The sequence below is a fragment of the Pseudomonas sp. LA5 genome (genome assembly GCF_028640825.1).
Classification (GTDB): Bacteria; Pseudomonadota; Gammaproteobacteria; order Pseudomonadales; family Pseudomonadaceae; genus Chryseomonas; species Chryseomonas aestiva.
Genome location: NZ_JAQYZY010000051.1, coordinates 306,319 through 328,019, shown reverse-complemented (window position 1 = coordinate 328,019; position 21,701 = coordinate 306,319). Strand labels below are relative to the sequence as shown.

General features: G+C 69.1%; 19 protein-coding genes. 6 read left to right on the top strand and 13 right to left on the bottom strand.

What is annotated here, in order from left to right:
* Positions 1 to 5: 5 nt before the first annotated feature.
* From PVZ72_RS19225 to PVZ72_RS19200, 6 genes are all read right to left on the bottom strand, one after another.
* Positions 6 to 551 (bottom strand): hypothetical protein, encoded by a 546-nt coding sequence (locus PVZ72_RS19225; RefSeq protein WP_273862736.1) that lies wholly within the window; start codon positions 549 to 551, stop codon positions 6 to 8.
* 120 nt (positions 552 to 671) lie between these two features.
* Positions 672 to 809: a hypothetical protein gene (locus tag PVZ72_RS19220; RefSeq protein ID WP_007159685.1), complete on the bottom strand. Its 138-nt coding sequence runs from the start codon at positions 807 to 809 to the stop codon at positions 672 to 674.
* A gap of 64 nt (positions 810 to 873) precedes the next feature.
* The gene (locus PVZ72_RS19215) at positions 874 to 2,229 is read right to left on the bottom strand and encodes an MATE family efflux transporter (protein ID WP_273862735.1); all 1,356 of its coding nucleotides are present in this window, start codon (positions 2,227 to 2,229) and stop codon (positions 874 to 876) included.
* Between the two features lie 79 nt (positions 2,230 to 2,308).
* Positions 2,309 to 2,947: a pyroglutamyl-peptidase I gene (gene pcp, locus PVZ72_RS19210; protein WP_187978581.1), complete on the bottom strand. Its 639-nt coding sequence runs from the start codon at positions 2,945 to 2,947 to the stop codon at positions 2,309 to 2,311.
* A gap of 6 nt (positions 2,948 to 2,953) precedes the next feature.
* Entirely contained in the window at positions 2,954 to 3,904 is a 951-nt protein-coding gene (locus PVZ72_RS19205) for a DUF979 domain-containing protein (protein ID WP_133863144.1), read from the bottom strand.
* Positions 3,901 to 4,608, bottom strand: a complete 708-nt coding sequence (locus PVZ72_RS19200) for a DUF969 domain-containing protein (RefSeq protein ID WP_273862734.1) — start codon at positions 4,606 to 4,608, stop codon at positions 3,901 to 3,903. Before PVZ72_RS19200 ends, PVZ72_RS19205 begins: the two co-directional genes overlap by 4 nt.
* 272 nt (positions 4,609 to 4,880) lie before the next feature.
* Here PVZ72_RS19200 and PVZ72_RS19195 point away from each other — a divergent pair, with 272 nt between their 5' ends.
* From PVZ72_RS19195 to bfr, 6 genes are all read left to right on the top strand, one after another.
* Positions 4,881 to 5,801, top strand: a complete 921-nt coding sequence (locus PVZ72_RS19195; RefSeq protein WP_027597217.1) for a LysR family transcriptional regulator — start codon at positions 4,881 to 4,883, stop codon at positions 5,799 to 5,801.
* Positions 5,802 to 5,906: 105 nt separating this feature from the next.
* The gene (locus PVZ72_RS19190; RefSeq protein ID WP_273862733.1) at positions 5,907 to 6,653 is read left to right on the top strand and encodes a 5-oxoprolinase subunit PxpA; all 747 of its coding nucleotides are present in this window, start codon (positions 5,907 to 5,909) and stop codon (positions 6,651 to 6,653) included.
* Complete coding sequence (pxpB, locus tag PVZ72_RS19185; RefSeq protein ID WP_273862732.1) at positions 6,650 to 7,327, top strand: 5-oxoprolinase subunit PxpB; 678 nt, start codon at positions 6,650 to 6,652, stop codon at positions 7,325 to 7,327. Before PVZ72_RS19190 ends, pxpB begins: the two co-directional genes overlap by 4 nt.
* On the top strand, positions 7,324 to 8,256 hold the full coding sequence (locus tag PVZ72_RS19180) for a biotin-dependent carboxyltransferase family protein (protein WP_187978585.1): 933 nt from the start codon (positions 7,324 to 7,326) through the stop codon (positions 8,254 to 8,256). The genes pxpB and PVZ72_RS19180 overlap by 4 nt, the downstream gene beginning before the upstream one ends.
* A 150-nt stretch (positions 8,257 to 8,406) precedes the next feature.
* Entirely contained in the window at positions 8,407 to 9,297 is an 891-nt protein-coding gene (locus tag PVZ72_RS19175) for a PA4780 family RIO1-like protein kinase (protein ID WP_017642530.1), read from the top strand.
* A 120-nt stretch (positions 9,298 to 9,417) separates the two neighbouring features.
* Positions 9,418 to 9,915: a bacterioferritin gene (bfr, locus tag PVZ72_RS19170; RefSeq protein WP_007159675.1), complete on the top strand. Its 498-nt coding sequence runs from the start codon at positions 9,418 to 9,420 to the stop codon at positions 9,913 to 9,915.
* Between the two features lie 30 nt (positions 9,916 to 9,945).
* Here bfr and PVZ72_RS19165 read toward each other — a convergent pair whose 3' ends face one another.
* The 7 genes from PVZ72_RS19165 to PVZ72_RS19135 all read right to left on the bottom strand — a co-directional run bounded on the left by PVZ72_RS19165 (position 9,946) and on the right by PVZ72_RS19135 (position 21,699).
* Positions 9,946 to 12,513: an ATP-binding protein gene (locus PVZ72_RS19165; RefSeq protein WP_273862731.1), complete on the bottom strand. Its 2,568-nt coding sequence runs from the start codon at positions 12,511 to 12,513 to the stop codon at positions 9,946 to 9,948.
* Positions 12,514 to 12,614: 101 nt separating this feature from the next.
* Positions 12,615 to 13,943, bottom strand: coding sequence for a bifunctional DedA family/phosphatase PAP2 family protein (locus PVZ72_RS19160; RefSeq protein WP_273862730.1), 1,329 nt, complete (start codon positions 13,941 to 13,943; stop codon positions 12,615 to 12,617).
* A gap of 61 nt (positions 13,944 to 14,004) precedes the next feature.
* Positions 14,005 to 15,150, bottom strand: a complete 1,146-nt coding sequence (locus tag PVZ72_RS19155; RefSeq protein ID WP_273862729.1) for an alginate O-acetyltransferase AlgX-related protein — start codon at positions 15,148 to 15,150, stop codon at positions 14,005 to 14,007.
* Positions 15,151 to 15,160: 10 nt separating this feature from the next.
* On the bottom strand, positions 15,161 to 16,576 hold the full coding sequence (locus PVZ72_RS19150) for an MBOAT family O-acyltransferase (protein WP_273862728.1): 1,416 nt from the start codon (positions 16,574 to 16,576) through the stop codon (positions 15,161 to 15,163).
* 13 nt (positions 16,577 to 16,589) lie between these two features.
* The gene (locus PVZ72_RS19145; RefSeq protein ID WP_273862727.1) at positions 16,590 to 17,240 is read right to left on the bottom strand and encodes an alginate O-acetyltransferase AlgF; all 651 of its coding nucleotides are present in this window, start codon (positions 17,238 to 17,240) and stop codon (positions 16,590 to 16,592) included.
* Entirely contained in the window at positions 17,237 to 17,902 is a 666-nt protein-coding gene (locus tag PVZ72_RS19140) for an SGNH/GDSL hydrolase family protein (protein WP_273862726.1), read from the bottom strand. The genes PVZ72_RS19145 and PVZ72_RS19140 overlap by 4 nt, the downstream gene beginning before the upstream one ends.
* A gap of 14 nt (positions 17,903 to 17,916) precedes the next feature.
* Positions 17,917 to 21,699, bottom strand: coding sequence for a cellulose biosynthesis protein BcsC (locus PVZ72_RS19135; protein ID WP_273862725.1), 3,783 nt, complete (start codon positions 21,697 to 21,699; stop codon positions 17,917 to 17,919).
* Between the last annotated feature and the right edge of the window lie 2 nt (positions 21,700 to 21,701).

The following is a 21,701-nucleotide window of genomic DNA, read 5'->3' as shown; positions in this document are numbered from 1 at the left end:
GATGTTTAAAGGGAATCTTTGACGAACTGCAGCTGCTTCTCCTTGAGCAGGGGCTCGTAGCGCGGCGAGGTATAGATCAGCAGGACCTGCTTCTTGCGCGCCGCCTGGGCGCTGAACTTGTAGACGACGGTGTCGTGATCGAAGGCCAGATAGGCCTGGGCGTCGTCGTCCTGGTTCAGACGCTCGAAGGCGGCGGCCGACGACTGGGAGGAGGGTTTGCCGTACTTCTGGGTGAGGCCTTCGGCAATCAGGAAGGACTGCGCCAGGGGCGTGACGATGGACAGGCGCAGGAAGCGGCCATCGATGAAGAAGGCGCCGGCCTCGACCTTTTCACCGGCGAAGCCGAGGTCAGTGCATTCGAAATACTCGACGCCGACCACATCGATCTTGCGCGGCTGGAAGGTGCAGAGCTTTTTCGCCAGAAAGGCCTTCTGGTCAGTGCCGAAGGCAATGCCGGCGTAGCCGTCCACGGCCCTGGCCGGCGCGGGGACGAGCACCAGCAGCGCCAACAGGGGCGCAAGGAGAGGCGACAGGTAGGACCTGACGGTCATGGTGATCTGGATTCCCTTCACGAAGGCCCGCAGGCCCACTCAACCCGACGGATGCTAAGAGCTCCGCCGGGGCTTTGCCACCGCTGTCGACGGCTTTTGTCGAGGGGTTCAGGGTTGGCGTCAGGCGATGCCGGGCGGAATCTGATCCTTGCCGTAGTCCTTGAGCTTTTCCAGATTTTCCGGCTTCTGGTGCTCGGGGACGTCGTCGCCGTCGGCGGGGGTGTCCAGGGGTTCCTGATCGCGGGTGTCTTCGCTCATGGCAGCGCTCTCGGCAGGGGATGTCCGACTTTGAGGGGAGCGCCGCCCCGGCGGTTCCGCAGGATCAGCCGCCGCCGCCGTCGTCGCTGAGCCAGCCTTCGCGGCGGGCCAGGCGCCAGGCGAGCAGCGCGGAGATCAGGCCACGCAGCGCCATGAAAGCGAGAAAGGCCAGCCACAGGCCGTGATTGCCGAGGCCGCGCAGCAGGCCGCCGAGCGGCAGCGCCAGTAGCAGGGCCAGCAGCATCGAGTTGCGCATCTCCCGGGCGCGGGTGGCGCCGATGAAGAGGCCGTCCAGCAGGTAGCTGACCATGGCGATCAGCGGCAGCACGGCCAGATAGGGCAGGTAGGCGTGGGCCGCCTGGCGCACCTCGGCGATGTCGCTCTGCAGGGCGACGAACAGATCGCCGCCGAGGGCGAAAGCCAGGGCGAAGCCGAGGCTGGCCAGCAGCGACCAGCCGCCGGCGATCACCAGCACCCGGCGCAGAGTGGCGCCTTCGCGGGCGCCGAGGGCATGACCGGCCAGGGCCTCCACCGCATGGGCGAGGCCGTCGAGGGCGAAGGCGGTGACCAGCAGGCCATTGAGCAGCAGGGCGTTGACCGCCACCGTGGTCTCGCCCAGCTGGGCGCCCTGGGCGGCGAACAGCAGGAATACCGCCTGCAGCGCCAGGGAGCGAATGAAGATGTCGCGATTGACCGCCAGCAGCGGCCGCCAGCTGGCGAGGCGACGCAGCGCCAGGCGGTCGATCCGGCCGGGCCACAGCCGCAGACGGCGCAGCACCAGCCAGAGGCCGAGCAGCATGCCGCTCCATTCCGCCAGGACCGAAGCCAGCGCGATGCCCTGTACCCCGGCGCCGAGGCCGAGCACGAAGCCGGTCACCAGCAGCAGATTCAGGGCATTGGTGGTGAGCAGCAGCACCAGCGGCGTGCGCGCATCCTGGGTGCCGAGCAGCCAGCCGATCACCGCGTAGCTGAGCAGCGCGGCAGGCAGGCCGAGCAGGCGCAGGTGCAGGAAGCGCGCGGCCAGGTCGGCGAAGGCGGGATCCAGGCCGAGCCAGCCGAACAGCGGTTCCAGCGCCAGGCTGGCGGCCAGCAGCAGGAGCAGCGACAGGCCCAGCCCGAGAAGGCCGGCCTGCAGGAGAATCTGGCGCAGGGCGGCGCCATCGCGCCGCCCGCTGGCCTGGGCGGCGAAACCGGTGGTGCCCATGCGCAGGAAGCCGAGGATGCCGAGCAGGGCGGTGTAGAAGGCGCCGCCCATGGCCACCGCGGCGAGCTGGCGGGCTTCGGGCAGATGGCCGGCGATGGCGCTGTCGACCAGGGTCACCAGCGGCACGCTGAGATTGGACAGGATCATCGGCGCGGCCAGGGCCCAGACGCGACGGTGCAGCAGGGGATGACGCCAGTCGGCAAGCAGGGTGGACATGGGCTAATCGCAGCGGCGGCGGAGGGCGCATTGTAGGCCAGCCGGACCGGGTGGTCCTCCGCCGCCGCGCCTGCGGGTGTCAGTCCAGTTGCCCGCCACCTTCGCGCAGGTCCGCCTGGGTGGTCGCCGCGCAGGTCAGCGCCAGGCGCAGGCCGGCGACCAGGGTCTCCAGGGCCATGGACGGCGCCCCGGGCTGGTGTGCGGCCTGGGCCGGCAGGTAGGGGATGTGGATGAAGCCACCGCGTACCCCGCTGCCCTGCAGGCGATGCTGCAGGCCGTAGAAGACGTGGTTGCAGACGAAGGTGCCGGCGGTCTGGGACACCGCTGCGGGGATGCCGGCGTCGCGCAGGACCCGGGTCATGGCCTTGATCGGCAGGGTGCTGAAGTAGGCCGCGGGGCCGCCGGCCACCACCGGCTCGTCGATCGGCTGGCGCCCGGCATTGTCGGGAATGCGGGCATCGTCGACATTGATGGCGATGCGTTCCAGCGACAGCTCGGCTCGCCCGCCGGCCTGGCCGACCGCCACCACCAGGGTCGGGCGATGGCGGTCGAGCAGCTCATCCAGGACCCGGAGCGCCGCGCCGAATGCGGTCGGCAGCTGCGCCGCGACCACCGGTAGATCGCCGAGACATTCGCCATCCAGGCGGCGCACGGCTTCCCAGGAGGGGTTGAGGGCCTCGCCGCCAAAGGGGGCGAAACCGGTGAGCAACAGGGTCATGGGACCTCACATCAGCAGATAGAGCAGCACCACGTTGCAGGCCAGCACCGCCAGGGCGGTGGGGACCTGGGCCTTGATCACGGCGTTTTTGTCGTCCAGTTCCAGCAGGGCCGCCGGGACGATGTTGAAGTTGGCCGCCATGGGCGTCATCAGGGTGCCGCAGTAGCCGGAGAACATGCCGATGGCGGCCATCACCGCCGGATCGGCATGGTAGACACCCACCAGCACCGGCACGCCGATGCCGCCGGTCATCACCGGGAAGGCGGCGAAGCCGTTGCCCATGATGACGGTGAAGGCGGCCATGCCCACCACATAGACCACCACCGCCACCAGGCGCAGATCGAGGGCCACGTAGGCGGTGGCCAGATGCGCCACCGCCTTGCCGACGCCGGCATCGGTGAAGACCAGGCCGAGCATGGCCAGGGCCTGGGGCAGCACCAGCGACCAGCCCAGGGCATCGGTCAGGCGGCGCGACTCGCGCATCGCCTGGATCGGGGTGTCACGGGTCAGCCAGCAGGCCAGCGCCAGGGCCACCAGGGCGCCCAGGCCGAGGGAGACGAAGGTGACGTTCTTGGGATCGAGCAGTGGCAGGCCGGCGATCTGCACGTCCTTGAGCAGCACGCTGCCGATCACCGTCACCACGGGAATCGCCAGGGCCGGAATGAACAGGCGATTGCCCAGGCGGCCGGCGCTGGCACGGGTCTCGCGTTCCGGGCGCGTCACGTGGTGACCACTGCCCACCGCGCCGCAGCCGGCCAGCACCGCCATCAGCAGCACCCCGGCGCCCACCCAGGCCGGCGGCAGGCGATCGCCGATCAGGAAGACCAGGCTGAACAGGCTCCAGAACAGGCCGCTGGTCCAGCGCTTGGGATGCTGACGATCGGCCAGGGTCATGACCGCGGTCAGCGCCAGGATGGCGCCGGCCAGCCAGAACAGATACTGGATCGACAGGATCATGGCTGCACCTCCTTGCGCGCGGTCAGCTCGCGGTAGAGCTGGCGATCGAAGCGGTGCAGGCGCAGGGCATGGATGAAAAAGGCGCAGAGCGCCGTGGGAATGCCCCAGAGGGCAATGTGCAGGGGTTCGACATCGAGTCCGGCGCCGAGCAGAAAGGTGTGCATCAGGGCGATGGCGCCAAAGGCGACAAAGATGTCCTCGCCAAAGAACAGCCCGATGTTGTCGGTAGCGGCGCAAAAGGCCAGCAGCCGCTGGCGCAGGGCCTCGGGCAGGCGGCCGTGGATCTTTTCGGCGGTGCCTTCGGCCATGGGCGCCAGCAGCGGCCGCACCATCTGCGGATGGCCGCCGAGGCTGGTCAGCCCCAGGGCGGCGGTGGTCTCGCGGACGAAGAGATAGAAGATCAGCAGGCGGCCGACGGTGGCGTTGCGAAAACGCGCGATCCAGTTCTGCGCATGCAGGCGCAGGCCGTGGCGTTCGAGCAGGCCGATCACCGCCAGTGGCAGCAGGATGATCAGCGGCAGGGCGCGCGCCTTGATGAAGCCGGTGCCGATGGCGGCGAGCAGCGCCTCGGGGCTGAACTGGGCGGCGATCCCGGTGGCCACGGCGGCCAGGGCCACCACCAGCAGCGGATTGAATCTCAGCAGGAAGCCGACCACGATGACCAGCACGCCCAGCAGCGGCCAGAGGTTGACGGTGGTTTGCATGGGTGGATGTCTCCAGCGGGTCCACCGCGCTCCGGGCAGACGGTGCGGCGGACGGTAGGAAGCCGCGGACGGCTTCGGCTGATCCAGGCAGTGCCCCAGGCACGGCTCGTTATTGTTGTCAGGCGTCATGTGGCATAACGCCGGCTGGCATCTTTCGCCGCCGGTGGAGGTGGCGTCCAGCAAATAAAACTGTTCGCCGCCGATAGGGAAAAGCGGGGCAGACAAGGCCGCTGGTGGGGGTAAAGTGGCGGGATAGCCTTGTCGAGGTCCCCATGAACCTGCGCTTTCTCGATACCTTCGTCTGGGTCGCCCGGCTGGGCAGTTTCCGTCTGACGGCGGAAAAGCTGTCCACCACCCAGGCTGCCATCTCCAGTCGCATCGCCGTGCTGGAGAGCGAACTGGGCGTGCAGCTGTTCCTGCGCGATTCCCGCGGTGTGAGCCTGACCGCCGAGGGTCATCGGGTACTGGGCTACGCCGAGCGGATGCTGGCCACCCAGCGCGAGCTGCACGAGGCCCTGGGCCATGGCCAGACCCTGGAGGGCCGCCTGCGCATCGGCGTGATGGATACGGTGATCCACAGCTGGCTGGATCAGCTGATCGCCGCCGTCACCCAGACCTATCCGGCCATCGAGCTGGAACTGACCGCGGACACGGCGCTGAATCTGGCCGAGCAACTGGCGCGCGGGCAGCTCGACCTGATCTTCCAGACCGATCTGCTGCGCGCCGAGGGCATCCGCAATCTGCACCTCGCCAGCTATCCGGTGCGCTGGCTGGTGGCCAGTGACAGTCATCTGGCGCGACCCTACGCCAATCTGGCCGAACTGGCTGGCGAGCGCCTGATCACCTTTTCCCGCCATTCGCGACCGCACCAGGACATCCTCGGCCTCTTGCAGCGCGAGGGCATCGCCGAACCACGGGTCTGCTGCATCAACTCGGTGGCGGCCATCATCAAGCTGATGGGCGAGGGCTTCGGCATCGGCGCCCTGCCGCCGGCCCTGGTGATCGAGGAATTGGCCCGTGGCAGCCTGATGCCCTTGCCACTGGCCGGGCCGCCGCCCTTCGATGTCCAGGCCAGCTGGCATGGCGGCGCTGGCCTGGCGCTGAGCGAGGCGGTGGTGGCCCTGAGCCAGACGGTGGTAGCCGACTGGTGTACGCGGCTGGGCCCGGAGCGCGCCTTGCCGGTGCTGGTCTAGCCCGGGTGTTTCAACGGCTTCTTATCGCCAGCGCCCGGAATCTTTTGTTGGACAGCGGCGCCCCGGCTTTCCGACACTCCAGCTACTTCCTCAGAGGATCCTGTCATGTCCGCTCGCCTGCTCCTCAATTGCGATTCCGGTGAAAGCTACGGTGCCTGGTCCATGGGCGACGACGCCCATGCCATTCCCCTGGTCGACCAGGCCAACCTGGCCTGCGGCTTCCACGCCGCCGATCCCCTGACCATGCAGCGCGCCGTGACCCTGGCGGTGGCCAATGACGTGCAGATCGGCGCCCATCCGGCCTATCCCGATCTGGTGGGTTTCGGTCGGCGGCCCATGGCCTGCACCCCGGCCGAGGTGGAAGCCATGATCCTCTACCAGATCGGCGCCCTGGACGCCTTCTGTCGCGCCGCAGGCGTGCGCGTCGAGTACGTGAAGCCCCATGGCGCCCTCTACAACGCCCTGGTCAAGGATGATGCCCTGCTCACCGCCGCGCTCGCTGCCTGCGCCCGCTATCGCCAGGGGCTGCCGCTGATGGTGCTGGCCAAGGCCGACAATGACCGCGAGCGCCGACTGGCCGAAGCCGCCGGGGTGCCGTTGCTGCTGGAAGCCTTCGCCGATCGCGCCTATCTGGCCGACGGTTCCCTGGCGCCGCGTGGCCAGGTTGGCGCCGTTCACCATGACCCCGAGCGCATCCTGGCCCAGGCCGTCGCCATCGCCCGGGGTGAGGACTTTCCCGGCTTCAATGGCCAGCCCATGCGGCTGCAGGCCGACAGCCTCTGCGTGCATGGCGACAATGCCGAATCCCTGGCAGTGCTGCGTCGGCTGCGCGCCGCACTGGATGCCCTATGATCGTCGGCAAACCCTTTGGCGTCGCGGCGCTGCTGCTCGAGCTGGCCGAGCATCCCGACGCCGAGCTGCCCCCGCGTATCGCCCGCCTGGGCGAACGGATTCGCCAGCGCTTCGGCCTGGCGGTGACCGATCTGGTGGCGGGCTGGACCAGCCTGCTGGTGCACTACGATCCCCTGCAACTGACCCTGGTCGAGCTGCAGGCCGGCCTCGCCCCCCTGCTGGCCGACTGGCCGGGCGCCGCGCAGGCGGGCGAGGGCGGGCGTCTGCACCAGGTGCCGACGCTCTATGCCGGACCCGATCTGGCCGAGGTGGCCGAGCGCTGTGGCCTGAGCGCGGCCGAGGTCATTGGCCTCCACAGTGGGCGTGACTATCAGGTGGGCGCCATCGGCTTCATGCCGGGCTTCGCCTTTCTCGGCGAGCTGGACGAGCGCCTGGCGCTGCCCCGGCGCAGCACGCCGCGTACCAGCGTGCCCGCCGGCAGTCTGGCCATCGCCGAGCGCCAGACCGCGGTCTATCCGCAGGCCTCGCCGGGCGGCTGGAATCTCATCGGCCGCTGCCTGTGGACGGTCTTCGATGCCCAGGCCGAACCGCCGTGCCTGCTGGCGCCCGGGGATCGGGTGCGCTTCGTCCCGGTGGACGAAGCCGCCTTTCGCGCCCAGGGAGGTCAGCCATGAGCGGTCTCAAGGTCATCAAGTCCGGTCCCCTGACCCTGTTGCAGGACCTGGGGCGCCAGGGCTGGCAACACCTGGGCGTGGCGCCCTCGGGGCCCATGGACGGCCATGCCGCGCGCTGGGCCAATCGGCTGGTGGGCAATCCGGTAACGGCGCCGCTGCTGGAGATCGCCCTGGGCGGTGCCGAATTCGAAAGCGAGACCGACACCTGGCTGGCGCTGACCGGTGCGCCGCTGGACGCCCGGCTGGATGGCGAGCCGCTGCCGGCCTGGTCGTGCTTTCCGGTACAGGCCGGCGCGCGCTTGCGCCTGGGCTTCGCCCAGGCCGGACAGCGCGCCTACCTGGCCGCCGCCGGTGGCGGTTTCCAGGCGCCGGCGACCCTGGGCAGCGTGGCCAGCAATCGCCGCGAAGGCCTGGGCGGGCTGGAGGGCAGGGGCGCGCCGCTCGCGGCCGGTCAGCGGCTGACCTGTGCGGCGGTGAGCGAGCTGCATAGCCACGGCTGCGGTCCGGCTGCGCGCTTCGTGCCGGACTATCGCCAGGTGCCGACGTTGAGGGTGATCCTTGGCGGCGACGCCGAGGCCTTCGGACCGGCGCAGCAGCAGGCGCTGTTCACGCAACCCTGGCGGATCAGTCCGCAATCCGATCGCATGGGTATCCGCCTGGCTGGCGACGTACCCCTGGCGCCGCCCCGCCGCCAGTGGTCGTTGGGGGTGGTGACCGGTGCCATCCAGGTACCGCCCGACGGCCAGCCCATCGTGCTCATGGCCGATCGCCAGACCATGGGCGGCTATCCGCTGCTGGGCTTCATCCATCCACTGGACCTGGCGCGCCTGGCCCAGTGCCCGGCCCATCACGAGGTTCGCTTCGCCCCGGTGGAACTGGCCGTGGCCCAGGCCGAGTGGCGGCGTTTCCTGGCCTTCTTCGGGGGTTGAACACGCAGTCGGTCACGGCTGAGGAATCTTGTCCGCTTCGATGAGTCGCACGCTCAGGGGCGACGCCGACTTCCCTTTCTCGGCGTCTGGCTTGAAACTTGCCTCACACGTCCCCCTGTGACGACCGACAAGAAGGAGCTGGAACCGGCGATGAAAACTCCCAAACGCATCGAGCCGTTGATCGAGGACGGCTTGGTCGATGAGGTGATACGGCCCCTGATGAGTGGCAAGGAGGCGGCGGTCTACGTGGTGCGCTGCGGCAGCCAGGTGCGCTGCGCCAAGGTCTACAAGGAGGCCGACAAGCGCAGCTTCCGCCAGGCCGCCGAGTACCAGGAGGGGCGCAAGGTGCGTGGCAGTCGGGAAAACCGCGCCATGGCCAAGGGCTCCAAGTTCGGTCGGCGCGAGCGCGAGGACAACTGGCAGAACGCCGAGGTGACGGCGCTCTATCGCCTGGCCGACGCCGGGGTACGGGTACCCAAGCCCCACGACTTCCTCGACGGTGTGCTGCTGATGGACCTGGTCACCGACGGCAATGGCGAGGCCGCGCCGCGACTCAACGACGTGACCCTCACCGCCGAGGAAGCACTGCGCTATCACGAGCTGATGATCGGCCAGATCGTGCGCATGCTCTGCGCCGGACTGGTCCACGGTGACCTTTCCGAATTCAACGTGCTGCTGGCCGAGGACGGCCCGGTCATCATCGACCTGCCCCAGGCGGTGGACGCGGCCGGCAACAACCACGCCTTCCGCCTGCTGGCGCGGGATGTGGAGAACATGGCGCTCTACTTTGGCCGCTTCGCGCCTGAGTTGCGCACGACCCGCTATGCGCCGGAGATGTGGGCGCTGTTCGAGAAGGGCGAGTTGTTCGCCAATACCCGCCTGACCGGCGAGTTCGCCGAGCGCGAAGACCAGGCCGATGTCCATGCGGTGATGCGCGAGATCGAGGCGGCGCGGCGTGACGAGGAACGACGGCAGGCGGCGCGTCGCGAACAGGATGAGCCCAGTGTGCGCGAAGAGCCGCCACCGCCGTGGCTAAGCTGATCGTGAAGCAGAACGATTAGCGCTGCGATGAGACGAACGGCCCCAGTGGTCGGGCGATGAACGGCGTTCTCTGGGCGCCAGCGCGCTAAACTGGGCACTGAACAGCACAGGACTCTTTTCATGCAAGGCCATCCGGACGTCATCAACTACCTCAACCAGCTGCTGCGCGGCGAGCTGGCGGCACGCGACCAGTACTTCATCCATTCGCGGATGTACGAGGACTGGGGCCTGATGCGCCTGTATGAGCGGATCGGCCACGAGATGGAAGAGGAAACCCAGCACGCCGATGCGCTGCTGCGCCGCATCCTGTTCCTCGAAGGCACGCCGGACATGCGTCCCAATGCCATCACCGTCGGCCAGACCGTACCGGAAATGCTGCGCGCCGACCTGGCGCTGGAATACGAGGTACGGGAAGCCCTGGCCCAGGGCGTGGCCCTGTGCAACCAGCACAAGGACTTCGTCACCCGCGAGATCCTGGTGGTGCAGCTGGAAGACACCGAGGAAGATCATGCCTACTGGCTGGAGCAGCAGCTGGGCCTGATCGACAAGATCGGCCTGCAGAACTACCTGCAATCGCAGATGAAGGGCGGCACCACGCCCCATGGTGCCGGCCTCTAGCATCGGCTGAGCGACGCCGCCAGGCGTCGCTCAGGACGTGCGGGCGTCGCCCTCCGGTGCTCGCGGCAGATAGAGCGAGATGCAGGTCCCTATGCCAGGCGTGGTATCGACCTGGATCTGGCCACCCGACTGGTGCACGAAGCCATGCACCATGGACAGGCCCAATCCGGTGCCTTGACCCGGTGGCTTGGTGGTAAAGAAGGGATCGAAGATCCGTTCCAGGATCTCCGGCACGATGCCGCTACCGGTGTCGCTTACCTTGACCCGCACATAGTCTCCGGCAGGCAGATCGTCCGGTCGCTCGGGCGCGTCCTCGGGCAGATTGGCCGTGGACAACCGCAGCTGTCCTCCCTGGGGCATGGCATCCCGGGCATTGATCGCCAGGTTGAGCAGGGCGCTTTCCAGTTGCACCGCATCGATCACCGTGGACCACAGCGGTTCCGCTGGCTCGGCCTGGACGTCGATCGCCGGGCCGACGCTGCGGCGGATCAATTCCTCCATGGCCAGCATCAGCTCGTTGACGTCGGTGGGCTTGGGTTCCAGGGTCTGCCGCCGGGAAAAGGCCAGCAGCCGCTGGGTCAGGGAGGCGGCGCGTGCGGCATAGGCCTGGGCGCCACCGAGCAGCCGGTCGAGCTGGTCGGTACGCTGCTGCTGCAGACGGCGCTCGATCAGTTCCAGGCTGCCGATGATGCCGGCCAGCAGGTTGTTGAAGTCATGGGCGATGCCACCGGTCAACTGGCCGATGGCTTCCATCTTTTGCGCCTGATGCAGCGCCTGCTGCGCCTGGGTCAGCTCGGCGGTGCGCTCGATGACGCGCTGTTCGAGGGTCTCGTTGGCGGTACGCACCGCCTGGAACAACTGGGCCTGCTCGATGGCGATGGCCGCGCGAGCGGCCAGGGCCGCCATCAGTCGTTCGTGGCGAAGGCTGAAACGCCCTGGTTCGGCATGGCCGAAGAAGAGTCCACCCAGCACCGTCCCGTCACGGGCCACTACGGAGACGGCCAGATAGCTGCGCACCGGCGGGTGTCCGGGCGGCAGGCCCCGGTGCGGTGCGGACTGGCCATAGCGCGGATCGGTAGCCACATCGTCGGCTCGCACCACGCCCGCGTTCTCCAGGGTGGGGGCGAACATGGCCGTGGCGCCGGGCTCGCCAAGGCACTCGAAATCGACGCGCTCGGCACCGGATAGGGTGAAGAGACGCAGGGAGCCGCCGTCCTCGGCGGCCTGATGACTGAAATAGGCGCCGAAGCGGGCGCCCGTCAATTCCACCCCGGCATCGGTCACGGTCTGCACCAGATGCGCCAGATCCAGCTCGCTGGCCAGTTCCGTGTCGATGCGCTTGAGGGCTTCCAGGGTGCGGGTTTCCTCGCGCAACTCGGCTTCGGCCCGCTTGCGGTCGCTGATGTCGACCAGGAATTCGAAGGCGCTGCCATCAGGCAGGCGCTTGGCGGCCACGAGAGCCCAGCCGGTCGAGTCGTCGCGGCGTCGATAGCAACGCTCCTCGGGCGGCGCCTGAGCATCGGCGCGTGGCAGTCTCGGTGCCGGCCAGGCGATGCGCCCGGCAGCCAGGTCCGCGCGGTCATGGCCGCTCATGCGCAGGAAGGCGTCATTGGCATCGATCAGCCGCCCTTCGGCATCGAAGCAGAGGGCGCCCACCGTCTCGATTTCCAGGGCGGTGCGAAAGCGTCGTTCGCTGGCTTCCAGGGCAGCCCGGGCCAGATGGGCCTCGGTGACGTCCTGCCCCTGGCAGAAGATGCCGATCACCTGACCGGTTTCGTCGGTCAGGGGTTCGTAGATGAAATCCAGATACAGTGTGCGGACCGGCTCGCCCACGGTCTCCAGGCGCAGGGGCTGGTGCTCGGCGACAAAGCGGCGTCCGCTGCGATAGACCTGTTCGAGCCACTCGAGGTAGCCCTGACTCTGCAATTCGGGAAAGACTTCGCGCACCGTGAGGCCTTCGCGGGGCCGGCCATCGAACAGGCGGCTGTAGGCGACATTGACGAAGTCGAAGACGTGGTCCGGCCCGCGCACGATGGCGACGAAGCCGGGCGCCTGCTCGAACATCCGCCGCTGGCGCGCGGCCTCGGCGGCGCGCCGGCGCTCGTCGAGGATGCGCTGGGTGGTCTCGTGGCCCTGGTTGAAGATCCCGGCGATCTCGCCGCCCTCACCGCGAATCGCCGTGAAGCTGTAGTTCCAGTAGGTCTCGCTGGCCACGCCCTGGCGCACCATCGGCAGCAACTGGTCGAAGACCGAAAAGCCCTGGCCGCTGCTCAGGACCTGCTCGAACTGCGGTCCGACCACCGGCCAGATGTCCTGCCAGACCTCTTGGGCGGGACGTCCGAAGGCCCAGGGGTGGCGTTCCGCGGGAATCGGTACCCAGGCATCGTTGTAGAGCAGCAGCAGGTCGGGGCCCCAGTAGATGGCGGTGGGAAAGCTGGAGTTCAGGCAGATGCTCAGTGCCGAGCGCAGCGATTGCGGCCACTGCGACGGCGGGCCCAGGGGCGAATCCGACCAGTCGTGGGTGCGCAAGCGGGCACCCATCTCGCCGCCGCCGGCGAGAAAGTCCAGTTCGTTCCAGTCGGCAATCTGCGCTGCCATCTATCGAGCCTCCCCCGGCCACCTCTGCAATTCCAGGCGTTCAGACCACAAGAGAGGCGAAACTGCAGGACCCTGAGCGGATTTTTTGGCTAGCGGCGGCCTTACAGTCGGGGCGCATAGCGCTCGATGGCCGCTGGCAGGGCCCAGCCGGCGGCGAAGGCCAGCACCAGCACCACCAGTGGCAGCAGCACCCACCAGGTCCGCGTCGGAATCGGCTCCAGGCGATTGCCGCCGGTCTTCTGCAGCAGCGCCAGGCTCAGGCCGCAGAAGCCCCCGGCGAGCAGGGCACCGGCGAGGACGTCGGTGGGCCAGTGCACGCCCAGGTAGACGCGGCTGAGGGCGATGAGTACCGCTGGCAGGGCGGCGATCACCAGCCAGGCGAGGCGCCCGCGCGGACCGTAGCGGCGCCCGACGATGATGCCCAGGGTCAGGAAGAAGGCGAAGGAGGCCGAGCTGTGGCCGCTGGGCAGGCTGTAGGTGGTCAGCGGCTCGGCGAGCACGTCGGGGCGGGCGCGGGCCAGCAGGTTCTTCAACTGGCCGTTGGCCAGGGCGGTCCCCAGGGTGGTGCCCAGGGCGAACAGCAGCGGGCGCCACTGGCGGTAGGCGGCCAGCACCAGGATCAGCACGGCGGCCAGGATCAGCTGGGTGCGGAAATCGCCCATGCGGGTGATGACCACGGCGACCAGGTTGAGCCAGCCTTCGCGATGCTCCTGAACCAGCGCCATCAGGCCTTCGTCGAAGGCGCGCAGGTGGTGCCAGCCGAACAGCAGCGCCAGCAGCCCGGCCAGGCAGAGGGCGCCGCTGATCAGCGTGGTGCCGGCGCGCTCGCGCCAGGCGCCATGGGCCACCACCGTCAGCAGCACCGCCGCACCACCGAAGACGATGCCGGCCTGTTGCCAGAAGCCCTCCGGCAGCGGCAGGCGGAAGGCCGCGCCGGTCACCCAGCCCGGGCCGAGATAGGCGATGGACCAGCCGGCGGCGGCCACCAGGCTGACGCTGACGAATTTGACCAGGGGCATGTCGAGCATGCCGGCGATCAGCGGCAGCAGCGGGCGCAGCGGACCGATGAAACGACCCACCAGCAGACTGGCCACGCCGTATCTGTGGATGAAGCCCTCGGCCGAGCCGATCCATTCCGGATGGGTGCGCAGTCCGGGCAGGCGGCGGATGCCTTCATGGAAGCGCCGACCGATGAAATAGGACACCGCGTCGCCGAGGATGCCGCCGAGAAAGCCCAGCAGCAGGGTATCGAAGAGGTTGAGCGCGCCATTGCCGGCGGCGATGGCCACGGCGAACAGGATCACCGTGCCGGGTACCACCAGCCCGGCCAGGGCCAGGCACTCGAGAAAGGAGATGATGAAGATGGCCACGCCCAGCCACTGGTGGTGCTGGTTGATCCACTGGGTCAGGCCGTCTAGCAGTTCCGTCATCGAAAGGCTTCCTGGGGCTGGGGGTTGCGTCCTCAGACCCATTGGGAAAGCCTTGGTTGCCTCAAGGACGCGGATCGAGACGCAACGCCTCGGGGCCGGGGGATTGTAAATCGCGCTCGGGAATTTCCCAGACCAATAACTGTGGCGGGGTTTGTCGGAAGGCGGGACTGGCGAAGTAGTCGCGCGCCGCGCCGGCGAAATGCCCGCCGTCCTTGGCGAAGCGCCCGACGCTGGCGCCCAGGGCCTGCTCCAGGAACGGCAGGAAATTGGAATTGCGCGAGAAGGAAGTGCCGATCACCGCGACGTTGGGCAGGTCGCCATCGCCGAACAGGTCATCGCTGGCCTCGGCCGGGGCGCGGCTGTCGACCTGGGTCAGGCGCAGCACCTCGGGGGCGGTTTGCAGGCGTGGCGGCAGCCAGTCCAGGCCGGCCAGGCGCACCAGGTCTCCGGGGCGCGGTGCCGGCGCCAGCAGCGTGCGAGCGAATGTCCGTGCCGGGCTGGCCTGGAAGGGCAGCGCCTGGATGCGCAGCGCCAGGGCGCGGGCCGCGGCCTCGGCACCGGCCTCGTTCCAGTGGGTATCGGTGCGCAGGAAGGCGGCGCTGCCCAGGGGCGTGAGTGCCGTGGTCAGGTCGAGCACCGGCACGCGCGCGGCACTCAGCATCCGCGTCCAGTCGGCGACCCGGTTGGCGAAGGCAGCGGGGCGTCGCAGTCCGCACCGCTGGTCGGCGGCGATGCGACTCTTGTCCGGCACCACGGCGACCAGCAGCTGGATGTCCCGGGCGGCCAGTTGCTGGCGTAGCTCGATCACCGTCTGGGCGCGGGCCCGGGCATTGGCGTCGGCGTGGCGCGGGACCTCGAGTTCTTCGGCGAGAAACAGCCACCCGGGGCAACCCTGGCGCACCCGCGGTCCGCTGTCGCCCAGCAGCAGCCAGCTGGCGCCGCGTTCCAGGCGGGCGGCCGCTTCCGGCAGCGGCGCCTTGGCCAGCTCCTTGGCGATGTGGTGGGTGAGCTCGCCTTCGAGCAGGGCATGGCGATCCACCTGTTCCGGCCAGAGCGAGAGGCGATCGGTCAGCAGCGCCCAGGCGCAGGACAGCAGGCCGATCGCCAGGAACAGGGCGAAGACCACCCCGGCGAGCGGGGCCAGTCGCACGCTGCTGGCGCTGGGCGGCTGGGGTGCGGGTGAGGACGGCAGGGCGGGAGCGCTCATGGCGGCGGCCTCAGAACTGGAAGTAGAGGAAGGGCACGGCTTCGCGGCTGGCGATCAGCGCGAAACAGAGCAGGAAGCCGGCTACCGGCCAAAGGGCACCGACACCGCGCAGCAGGGCGCTACCGGGCAGACGCGCCTCGATGCGCGCCTGCCACAGCGGGGCCAGGACGCAGGCCACGCCCAGGGCGGCGGCCAGGCCGTGCACCGGTCTCAGGGTCACGGCCAGGGCATCGCCCAGGGCGAAGCCGTGCAGGCCGAACTGGCCGGCGTACATGGACAGCGCCGTGGCGAAGTCCGGCGCGCGGAACAGCGTCCAGGCCAGGGCCACGAACAGCAGGGTCAGGCCATGGGCCAGGAGCCGCGGCAGCGGGCGGCCGCCGAGTTCGTCCCAGAGGCGATCCAGGCACAGCGCCAGGCCGTGCAGCATGCCCCAGAGCAGGTAGTTCCAGCTGTCGCCGCCGTGCCAGAGACCGGCGATGGCCATGGTCACAAAGAGGTTGCGATAGGTGCGCCAGCGACCGCCGCGGTTGCCGCCCAGGGAGATGTAGAGGTAGTCGCGCAGCCAGCTGGACAGCGACAGGTGCCAGCGCCGCCAGAAGTCCTGGATGCTGCGGGCGAGATAGGGCCGGTTGAAGTTTTCCGGGAAGTGGAAACCCAGCATCAGGCCCAGGCCGATGGCCATGGCGCTGTAGCCGGCGAAGTCGAAGAACAGTTGCAGCGAATAGGCCAGGCAGCCGATCCAGGCGTCGGCGAAGGACGGCTGGTCAACGTGGAAGGCCACATCCACCAGTGGCGACAGGGTGTCGGCCACCAGCACCTTCATGCACATGCCGATCATGAAACGGCGCGCGCCGAGGGCGAAATTCTCGCGATTGAACCAGCGCTGGTTGAGTTCGCGGCGCACCCAGTCGTAGCGGATGATCGGCCCGGCGATGGAATGGCCGAACATGGAGATGTAGGTAGCGTAGTTGACGAAGCTGCGCTCCACCGGGACCACGTGACGATGGACATCCACCAGGTAGGAGATGGCCTGCAGCACGATGAAGGACAGTCCGGCCGGCAAGGCCACCTTCTGCCAGTCCAGCGGCAGGGCGCCGGCGCTCACCAGCACCTGGCTCCAGGTGGCGGCGACGATGTTGGCGTACTTGTACCAGCAGAGCACCGCCAGGTTGATCACGATCAGCCCGGCGAGCAGCCGCAGCCTTGCTCGCGAGCCTTCGCGCGCGCCATCCACCAGCAACCCGCCGACCCAGGCCAGCAAGGCCAGGGCCATGTGCAGCAGCAGGAACAGGGGACTCAGCCAGCCATAGAACAGCCAGCTGCCCACCAGCAGCACCCCGTTGCGCCCGCCGGGCCGCGCCAGGGCATAGACCAGCAGGAACAGCGGCAGGAAGAGGGTGAGGAATTCCAGCGAGGCGAAGACCATCGAGCGGCTGTCCTTAGTGGGCGATAGCGTCCTGGGTGGCGAGCAGCCGCGGACCGCTGGCGCCGGGCAGCAGCAGCACGCTGTAGCGCTCGCCGGCCTTGAGTTCGCCCAGGTCCAGCGCCTCGCCCGTGGCCTGGCCGGCACAGGTCAGCTGCACCTTGAGCGCCACGGCGTTGAGGCTGCGGCGCTGCAGGGTGCCGTCGACCACGTTCTTGAAGATCTCGGCATTGCGCCCGACCGCCTGCAGACCCGGGCTCGCGCACTGCGGATCCAGGCTGTAGAAGGCCAGCGAGGCCTTGAGGGCGTTGAAGTCGTCGGGTTGCTCGCGCACCAGGCGTTGCGCCAGCGGCGTGCCGGGCAGGACCACCAGGGTGGCGAATTCACCGGCGGCCACGGTCAGCTCAAGCGGCGCCTTGGCCGCGCCCTGGACCAGTTCGCCCTTGATCGTCTTGGTCGCCGGCACGGTCAGGTAGTCGGAGACCGGCTTGCCGGCCTCCAGCTGCAGCCGCGCGGCGGAGCCGGAGGCCTGCAGCGCCAGGGGCTGGCTGCCGGCGTTGACGAAGCGGAGGAAGGCCGAGTCTTCGCTGGGACCGGTGGGGTAGAGGGACACCTCGGCCTGGGCGATCCCGCCCACCAGCAGGCCGAGCAGCAGCAGGGCCTTCACTGGGCGGCTCCCTTGAGCTTGTCGGCGGGCAGCTTGTTGAGGGCGTCGACGATGGCCGAACTCCAGGACTTGTAGCCCGGACCGGTCAGGTGCTGGCCGTCGATGGTCGCCCATTGGCCGGGCTTGGCGAAGCTCAGCGAGTCGATGTAGCTGCAGGGCGCGACGTTGTTGGCGAGGAAGCCGGACATCAGCTTGACCCGATCGAAGGTCTTGCCGTACTTGCCGCCCTCGGTGCCCCAGGTCGGGCCGACCCAGGCGCAATGGGTCTTGGTCGCGGCGATGGCCTTGGTCAGGCTGGTGGTCTGCTGCCAGACCCAGGTCTTGGGAAAGCTGGGATTGGTGTAGCTGGCCATGGTGTCACCCATGACGATCAGTACCAGGTCGGGCTTGTCGGTGGCGATGAGTTCGTTGATCGGCTGGGTGGCGGCCTTGCCGCCGAGCACCACGGCCTTGTCGCCGTTGCGCCGCTCGGCGCCGCCACAGGTGCCGGGGGTGACCTTGAGCCAGTCGCCGGCGTTGCTCCCGCAGATACCCAGGGTATGCACCTTGGCGCCTTGCTGCACCAGGCTGTCCTGCAGCGCGCCGATCAGGTAGTCGGGGGTGGCCAGGTGGCTGTCGCCGATCATGAGAATGGTAAGGCCGGTAAGGAGGCTGGCTGCCATGGGAGCTCCGTGAATCAGTTGTCGTAGGGGGAACGATAGGGACTGACCGGCAGGGCGAGTGCACGGTCCTGGGGTTCCAGCGCATAGCGCAGATAGACGGCGCCATTGAGCTGTTGGAAATCGCGGCCGTTGTCGACGCCGAGGTTGCCGCCGACGAACAGCTGGCGCCCGAGCTGGTACTCGGTGGCGCCATGGAGGCTGTAGCCGAGACTGGTCTTGCTCTGGCCGCCATAGGCCGCCGGGGCGCCGAGCGCCTGGCTCGCCGCGGCCTGCAGCCGGGCGTCGGTCGGATAGAAATCGGCGCCGTCCTGCACGATGCGCTGCACGCCCACCGCGCCACGTAGCTGCCAGGTCCAGCGATCGGTACGCTGCGACCAGGTCAGGGGTACGCCCAGGGCGTAGAAGCGCTGGGGGCTGAAGTAGCCGCCATGGCCATAGGTGAAGAAGGCCTGGTTGTTGTCATAGGCGATGCCAGTGAGGGACAGACCCAGCGTCAGGCGGCTGTCTTCGCTGTTGATCAGATAGCGGTACAGCCCGGCACCCAGTTCGCCGCGGCTGTTGTCGGCGACATGATTGCCCAGCAGCCGGTACCAGGAGGCATAGGCATAGGCACCGAACTGGCTGTCGTCGTAGCCGAGCTGGCCGCGTACGCCATTGGCGGTCACGCCGCCCCATTGCTGGCCGGTACGGGTGTCTTCGCTGCCGGCGAAGGAGGTCAGGCTGTCGATCACCGCGCGGCGCGAGGCCGAGAGGGTATAGCGGCTGTTATCGGTCAGCGGCCGGTCCAGGCTCACCCCACCCACTGGCGTCGAATAGCGAAAGCCCAGTGGCGTGGTGCCGGCGTCGGCCTTGAGGCCGAGCTGCGGATCGCTGTAGGCCACCGCCAGGCCGACGCCGCTGTCGCTCTGGCTGCCCGGTGAACCCTCCGGCGCGGCCTGGGTGGCGGCCGGACCGCCCCCGAAGCGACTGCGGGCATCGCGGCCGACGCTGCCAGCGTTCAGGCTGACCGGGGTCACCCGCACGGCCAGGCGCACGTCGCCCAGCGGGAAGTCGATCTCCAGTGGCGCTTCCACGTCGGTGAGCTTGCCGAGGCCGCGCTCGTTATCGTTGCTGCGCACGGTCAGGCCCTGGGTGATCCGCGCGCTGCGCGTCTGCAGCAGGTCGTCGAGGGCGCGTTCGGCGGCGCTGTCGCGCGGGGCCTCGGCTACGTCCGCTGGCGGGGCGGTCTTGGCCGCCACCAGCAACTGGTCGGCGGTCGGCGGAATGGCCTGGCTGGCGAGCGTGGCGCTACCGCGTCGTGGACCGAAGGGATTGGCGGGTGCATCCGCCAGGGGGCGTGCGGTTTCGGCATCCCGGCGCTGCACGGCAACCACCTGACGCAGCAACTCGGTGGCCCGGCCTTCCCGGCCCAGCTGGCGATAGAGGCGGGCGGCATCGGTCAGCACCGCCACGTCGTCGGCGCCCAGGGCGACAGCGCGATCCAGGGCGCGTTCGGCAAAGGCGGTGTCTCGTGCGCGCACGGCGGCATCGGCCGCGCCCAGTTGCAGGCGGGGATTGTCGGGCGCGCGGCGCAGTAGCGGTTCATAGAGCCGTAGCGCCTTGTCGGCGTCGCCATTGGCGAGGTAGAGCCGCGCCAGGGCGGTGTTGACCAGATCGTCGTCCGGGCGCTGGGCAAGGGCCGGCGCCAGGGTGTCGTAGGCGGTCACCAGATCGCCACGCTCGCGCAGCTGGTCGGCCTGACGCACCCGGTAGCGATAGAGCAGGTCTTCATAGCCCTGGCGCTGGGCGGCGCTCAGGCGCTGACCCTGGAGCTCGTGCAGCAGGGCGTTGACCTCGTCGTCTGCGCCACTGCGCAGCAGCACCTCGCCATATTGCAGGCGCAAGGCGGGATCGGGCGTGTGCTCGCGGGCCAGGACATCGCGCAGCAGGCGCAGACCGCGCTCGACGTCGCCTGCTTCGGCATAGGCCGCCGCCAGGCCGCCCAGGGCCGCGGCGCGTTCGCCGGCCTGCGGTTCCAGGGTTGCCAGCTGGCGGCGCGCGGCTTGCTGCTGGCCGCGGCGGGCCAGGTCGCGGGCGGCGCTGACCTTGGCGTCGAAGTCGAGATCGGCGGCCAGGCCGTTCATGGCCGGGCTGCGCTGGGCAGACGGGATGCGACCGAGCAGCTCGCGCGCCGCCGCGGGATCGTTCTGCTCCAAGGCGAACAGGGCGCGTACATAGAGCGCCTCGGGACGCTGGGGATCCTTGGCCAGGCCGCTGTCCAGGGTCTGGCGGGCAGCCTGGGCCTGGCCCTGACGCAGCTGCAGACGGGCCAGGGCGAGCAGGGTCCAGACGTCGTCCGGATCGGCGCGCCGGGCGTCTTCCAGGGCGCGACGGGCGCCCTGGAGATCGCCACGGCCTTCGGCCAGCTTGGCTTCCTGCAGCGCCTGGGTGGCCTTTAGCCGATCCAGGTTGCCGAGCTTGGCGAGTTCAGCCGGAGTCAGGGTGTCGAGCAGGCGCAGGGCCTCGGCCGGACGCTCGCTCTCGGCCAGCAGGTCGATCAGGCCCCGGCGGGCTTCCAGATTGCGCGGATCCTGCTGCAGGATCCGCCGATAGCCGGCCTCGGCGGCGTCCAGCTGCCCGGTCTGGGCCTGCAGCCCGGCCAGGGCCAGCGGTGCTTCCGGACGCTTGGCGTCCAGTCGCAGCGCCTGCTCCACCCGGGCGCGAGCGGTAGTGAAGTCGTTGGCCTGCTGGGCCTGACGGGCCTGGACGAGCAGCGCCCAGTAGCGCACCTCGGCCAGCGGCGCCTGCCAGCGCGCACCGCCCGGTTGGCGGCTGGCGCGGCCCAAGAGGTCCTCTGCGTCGCTGAAGCGCTCCTGGCGCTGGCGGACGATACCCAGTCCGCCCAGGGCGTTGGCATCGTTGGGGGCCGTCTTGAGGCGTGCCTGGAAGGCGCTTTCGGCCGCGCCCAGTTCATTGCGCCGCAAGGCCTCGATGCCGCGCGCCAGTTGCGGATCAAGGCCGCCGCTGCGACTCAGGGTACGGCCCTTTTCCAGCTGGGCGCGCAACTCGGCGTCATCCGGATGCTGGCGCAGGTAGGCCTCGAACAGCGGTGCCTCGGCCGGATCGGGCGGACCGCTCCAGACCAGCGCCTGGCGCCAGTATTCGGCGGCTTCGCCACCGATGTCCTTGCGCGTGCTCAGCTCCGCCAGGGCCTGGATGCCACGGCTGCGACTGGCCGGAAAGCGCGCCAGGTGCTTGGCCTGGATCAGCATCAGCGCCGGATCGCTGGGTTGCAGCTTGCGCAGGCGCTCAATGCCCGGACCGGCTTCCTGCCAGCCATTGGGGGTGTAGGCGAGGATGTCGTAGTACTCGCGCGCCAGATCGCCCTGGGGCAGCCGACCGCCAAACAGCTGGCGATAGAGCGCCAGCGCCTGCACGGGTTTGTCTTCGCTGACGAGCTGGCGGGCATCCGCCAGGCGCTGGGGATTGTCGCCACTGGCCAGGGCGATGTCCTGCTCCAGTTGCAAGGCCTGCTGGGGCAAGGGTTTGAGGGCCTGCAGGCGGCGCAGATAGGCCTGGGCCGCAGGCAGCCGGTCAGCCTGCACCTCGATCAGCCCCAGGCCGTACAGCGCCTCGGGCTGCTGCGCATCCAGTTCAAGCAGCTTGTTCCAAGTCTCCTGGGCGCGGGGCGCGTTCTTGCGCGCCTGCCAGAAGTGACCCTGCTCGATGAGCAGCGCTTCGGGGGTGCCGGCCGCCAGGACCAGCGGTGGCAGCAGCAGACCGGTCAGCAGGGTAGCCAGCAGCGGTGCACGGGTCATGG

Bases quoted from the DNA above. Each gene is read 5' to 3' on its own strand.
- PVZ72_RS19225 (WP_273862736.1), bottom strand. From the start codon at position 551: ATGACCGTCAGGTCCTACCTGTCGCCTCTCCTTGCGCCCCTGTTGGCG.
- PVZ72_RS19220 (WP_007159685.1), bottom strand. From the start codon at position 809: ATGAGCGAAGACACCCGCGATCAGGAACCCCTGGACACCCCCGCCGAC.
- PVZ72_RS19215 (WP_273862735.1), bottom strand. From the start codon at position 2,229: ATGTCCACCCTGCTTGCCGACTGGCGTCATCCCCTGCTGCACCGTCGC.
- pcp (WP_187978581.1), bottom strand. From the start codon at position 2,947: ATGACCCTGTTGCTCACCGGTTTCGCCCCCTTTGGCGGCGAGGCCCTC.
- PVZ72_RS19205 (WP_133863144.1), bottom strand. From the start codon at position 3,904: ATGATCCTGTCGATCCAGTATCTGTTCTGGCTGGCCGGCGCCATCCTG.
- PVZ72_RS19200 (WP_273862734.1), bottom strand. From the start codon at position 4,608: ATGCAAACCACCGTCAACCTCTGGCCGCTGCTGGGCGTGCTGGTCATC.
- PVZ72_RS19195 (WP_027597217.1), top strand. From the start codon at position 4,881: ATGAACCTGCGCTTTCTCGATACCTTCGTCTGGGTCGCCCGGCTGGGC.
- PVZ72_RS19190 (WP_273862733.1), top strand. From the start codon at position 5,907: ATGTCCGCTCGCCTGCTCCTCAATTGCGATTCCGGTGAAAGCTACGGT.
- pxpB (WP_273862732.1), top strand. From the start codon at position 6,650: ATGATCGTCGGCAAACCCTTTGGCGTCGCGGCGCTGCTGCTCGAGCTG.
- PVZ72_RS19180 (WP_187978585.1), top strand. From the start codon at position 7,324: ATGAGCGGTCTCAAGGTCATCAAGTCCGGTCCCCTGACCCTGTTGCAG.
- PVZ72_RS19175 (WP_017642530.1), top strand. From the start codon at position 8,407: ATGAAAACTCCCAAACGCATCGAGCCGTTGATCGAGGACGGCTTGGTC.
- bfr (WP_007159675.1), top strand. From the start codon at position 9,418: ATGCAAGGCCATCCGGACGTCATCAACTACCTCAACCAGCTGCTGCGC.
- PVZ72_RS19165 (WP_273862731.1), bottom strand. From the start codon at position 12,513: ATGGCAGCGCAGATTGCCGACTGGAACGAACTGGACTTTCTCGCCGGC.
- PVZ72_RS19160 (WP_273862730.1), bottom strand. From the start codon at position 13,943: ATGACGGAACTGCTAGACGGCCTGACCCAGTGGATCAACCAGCACCAC.
- PVZ72_RS19155 (WP_273862729.1), bottom strand. From the start codon at position 15,150: ATGAGCGCTCCCGCCCTGCCGTCCTCACCCGCACCCCAGCCGCCCAGC.
- PVZ72_RS19150 (WP_273862728.1), bottom strand. From the start codon at position 16,576: ATGGTCTTCGCCTCGCTGGAATTCCTCACCCTCTTCCTGCCGCTGTTC.
- PVZ72_RS19140 (WP_273862726.1), bottom strand. From the start codon at position 17,902: ATGGCAGCCAGCCTCCTTACCGGCCTTACCATTCTCATGATCGGCGAC.
- PVZ72_RS19135 (WP_273862725.1), bottom strand. From the start codon at position 21,699: ATGACCCGTGCACCGCTGCTGGCTACCCTGCTGACCGGTCTGCTGCTG.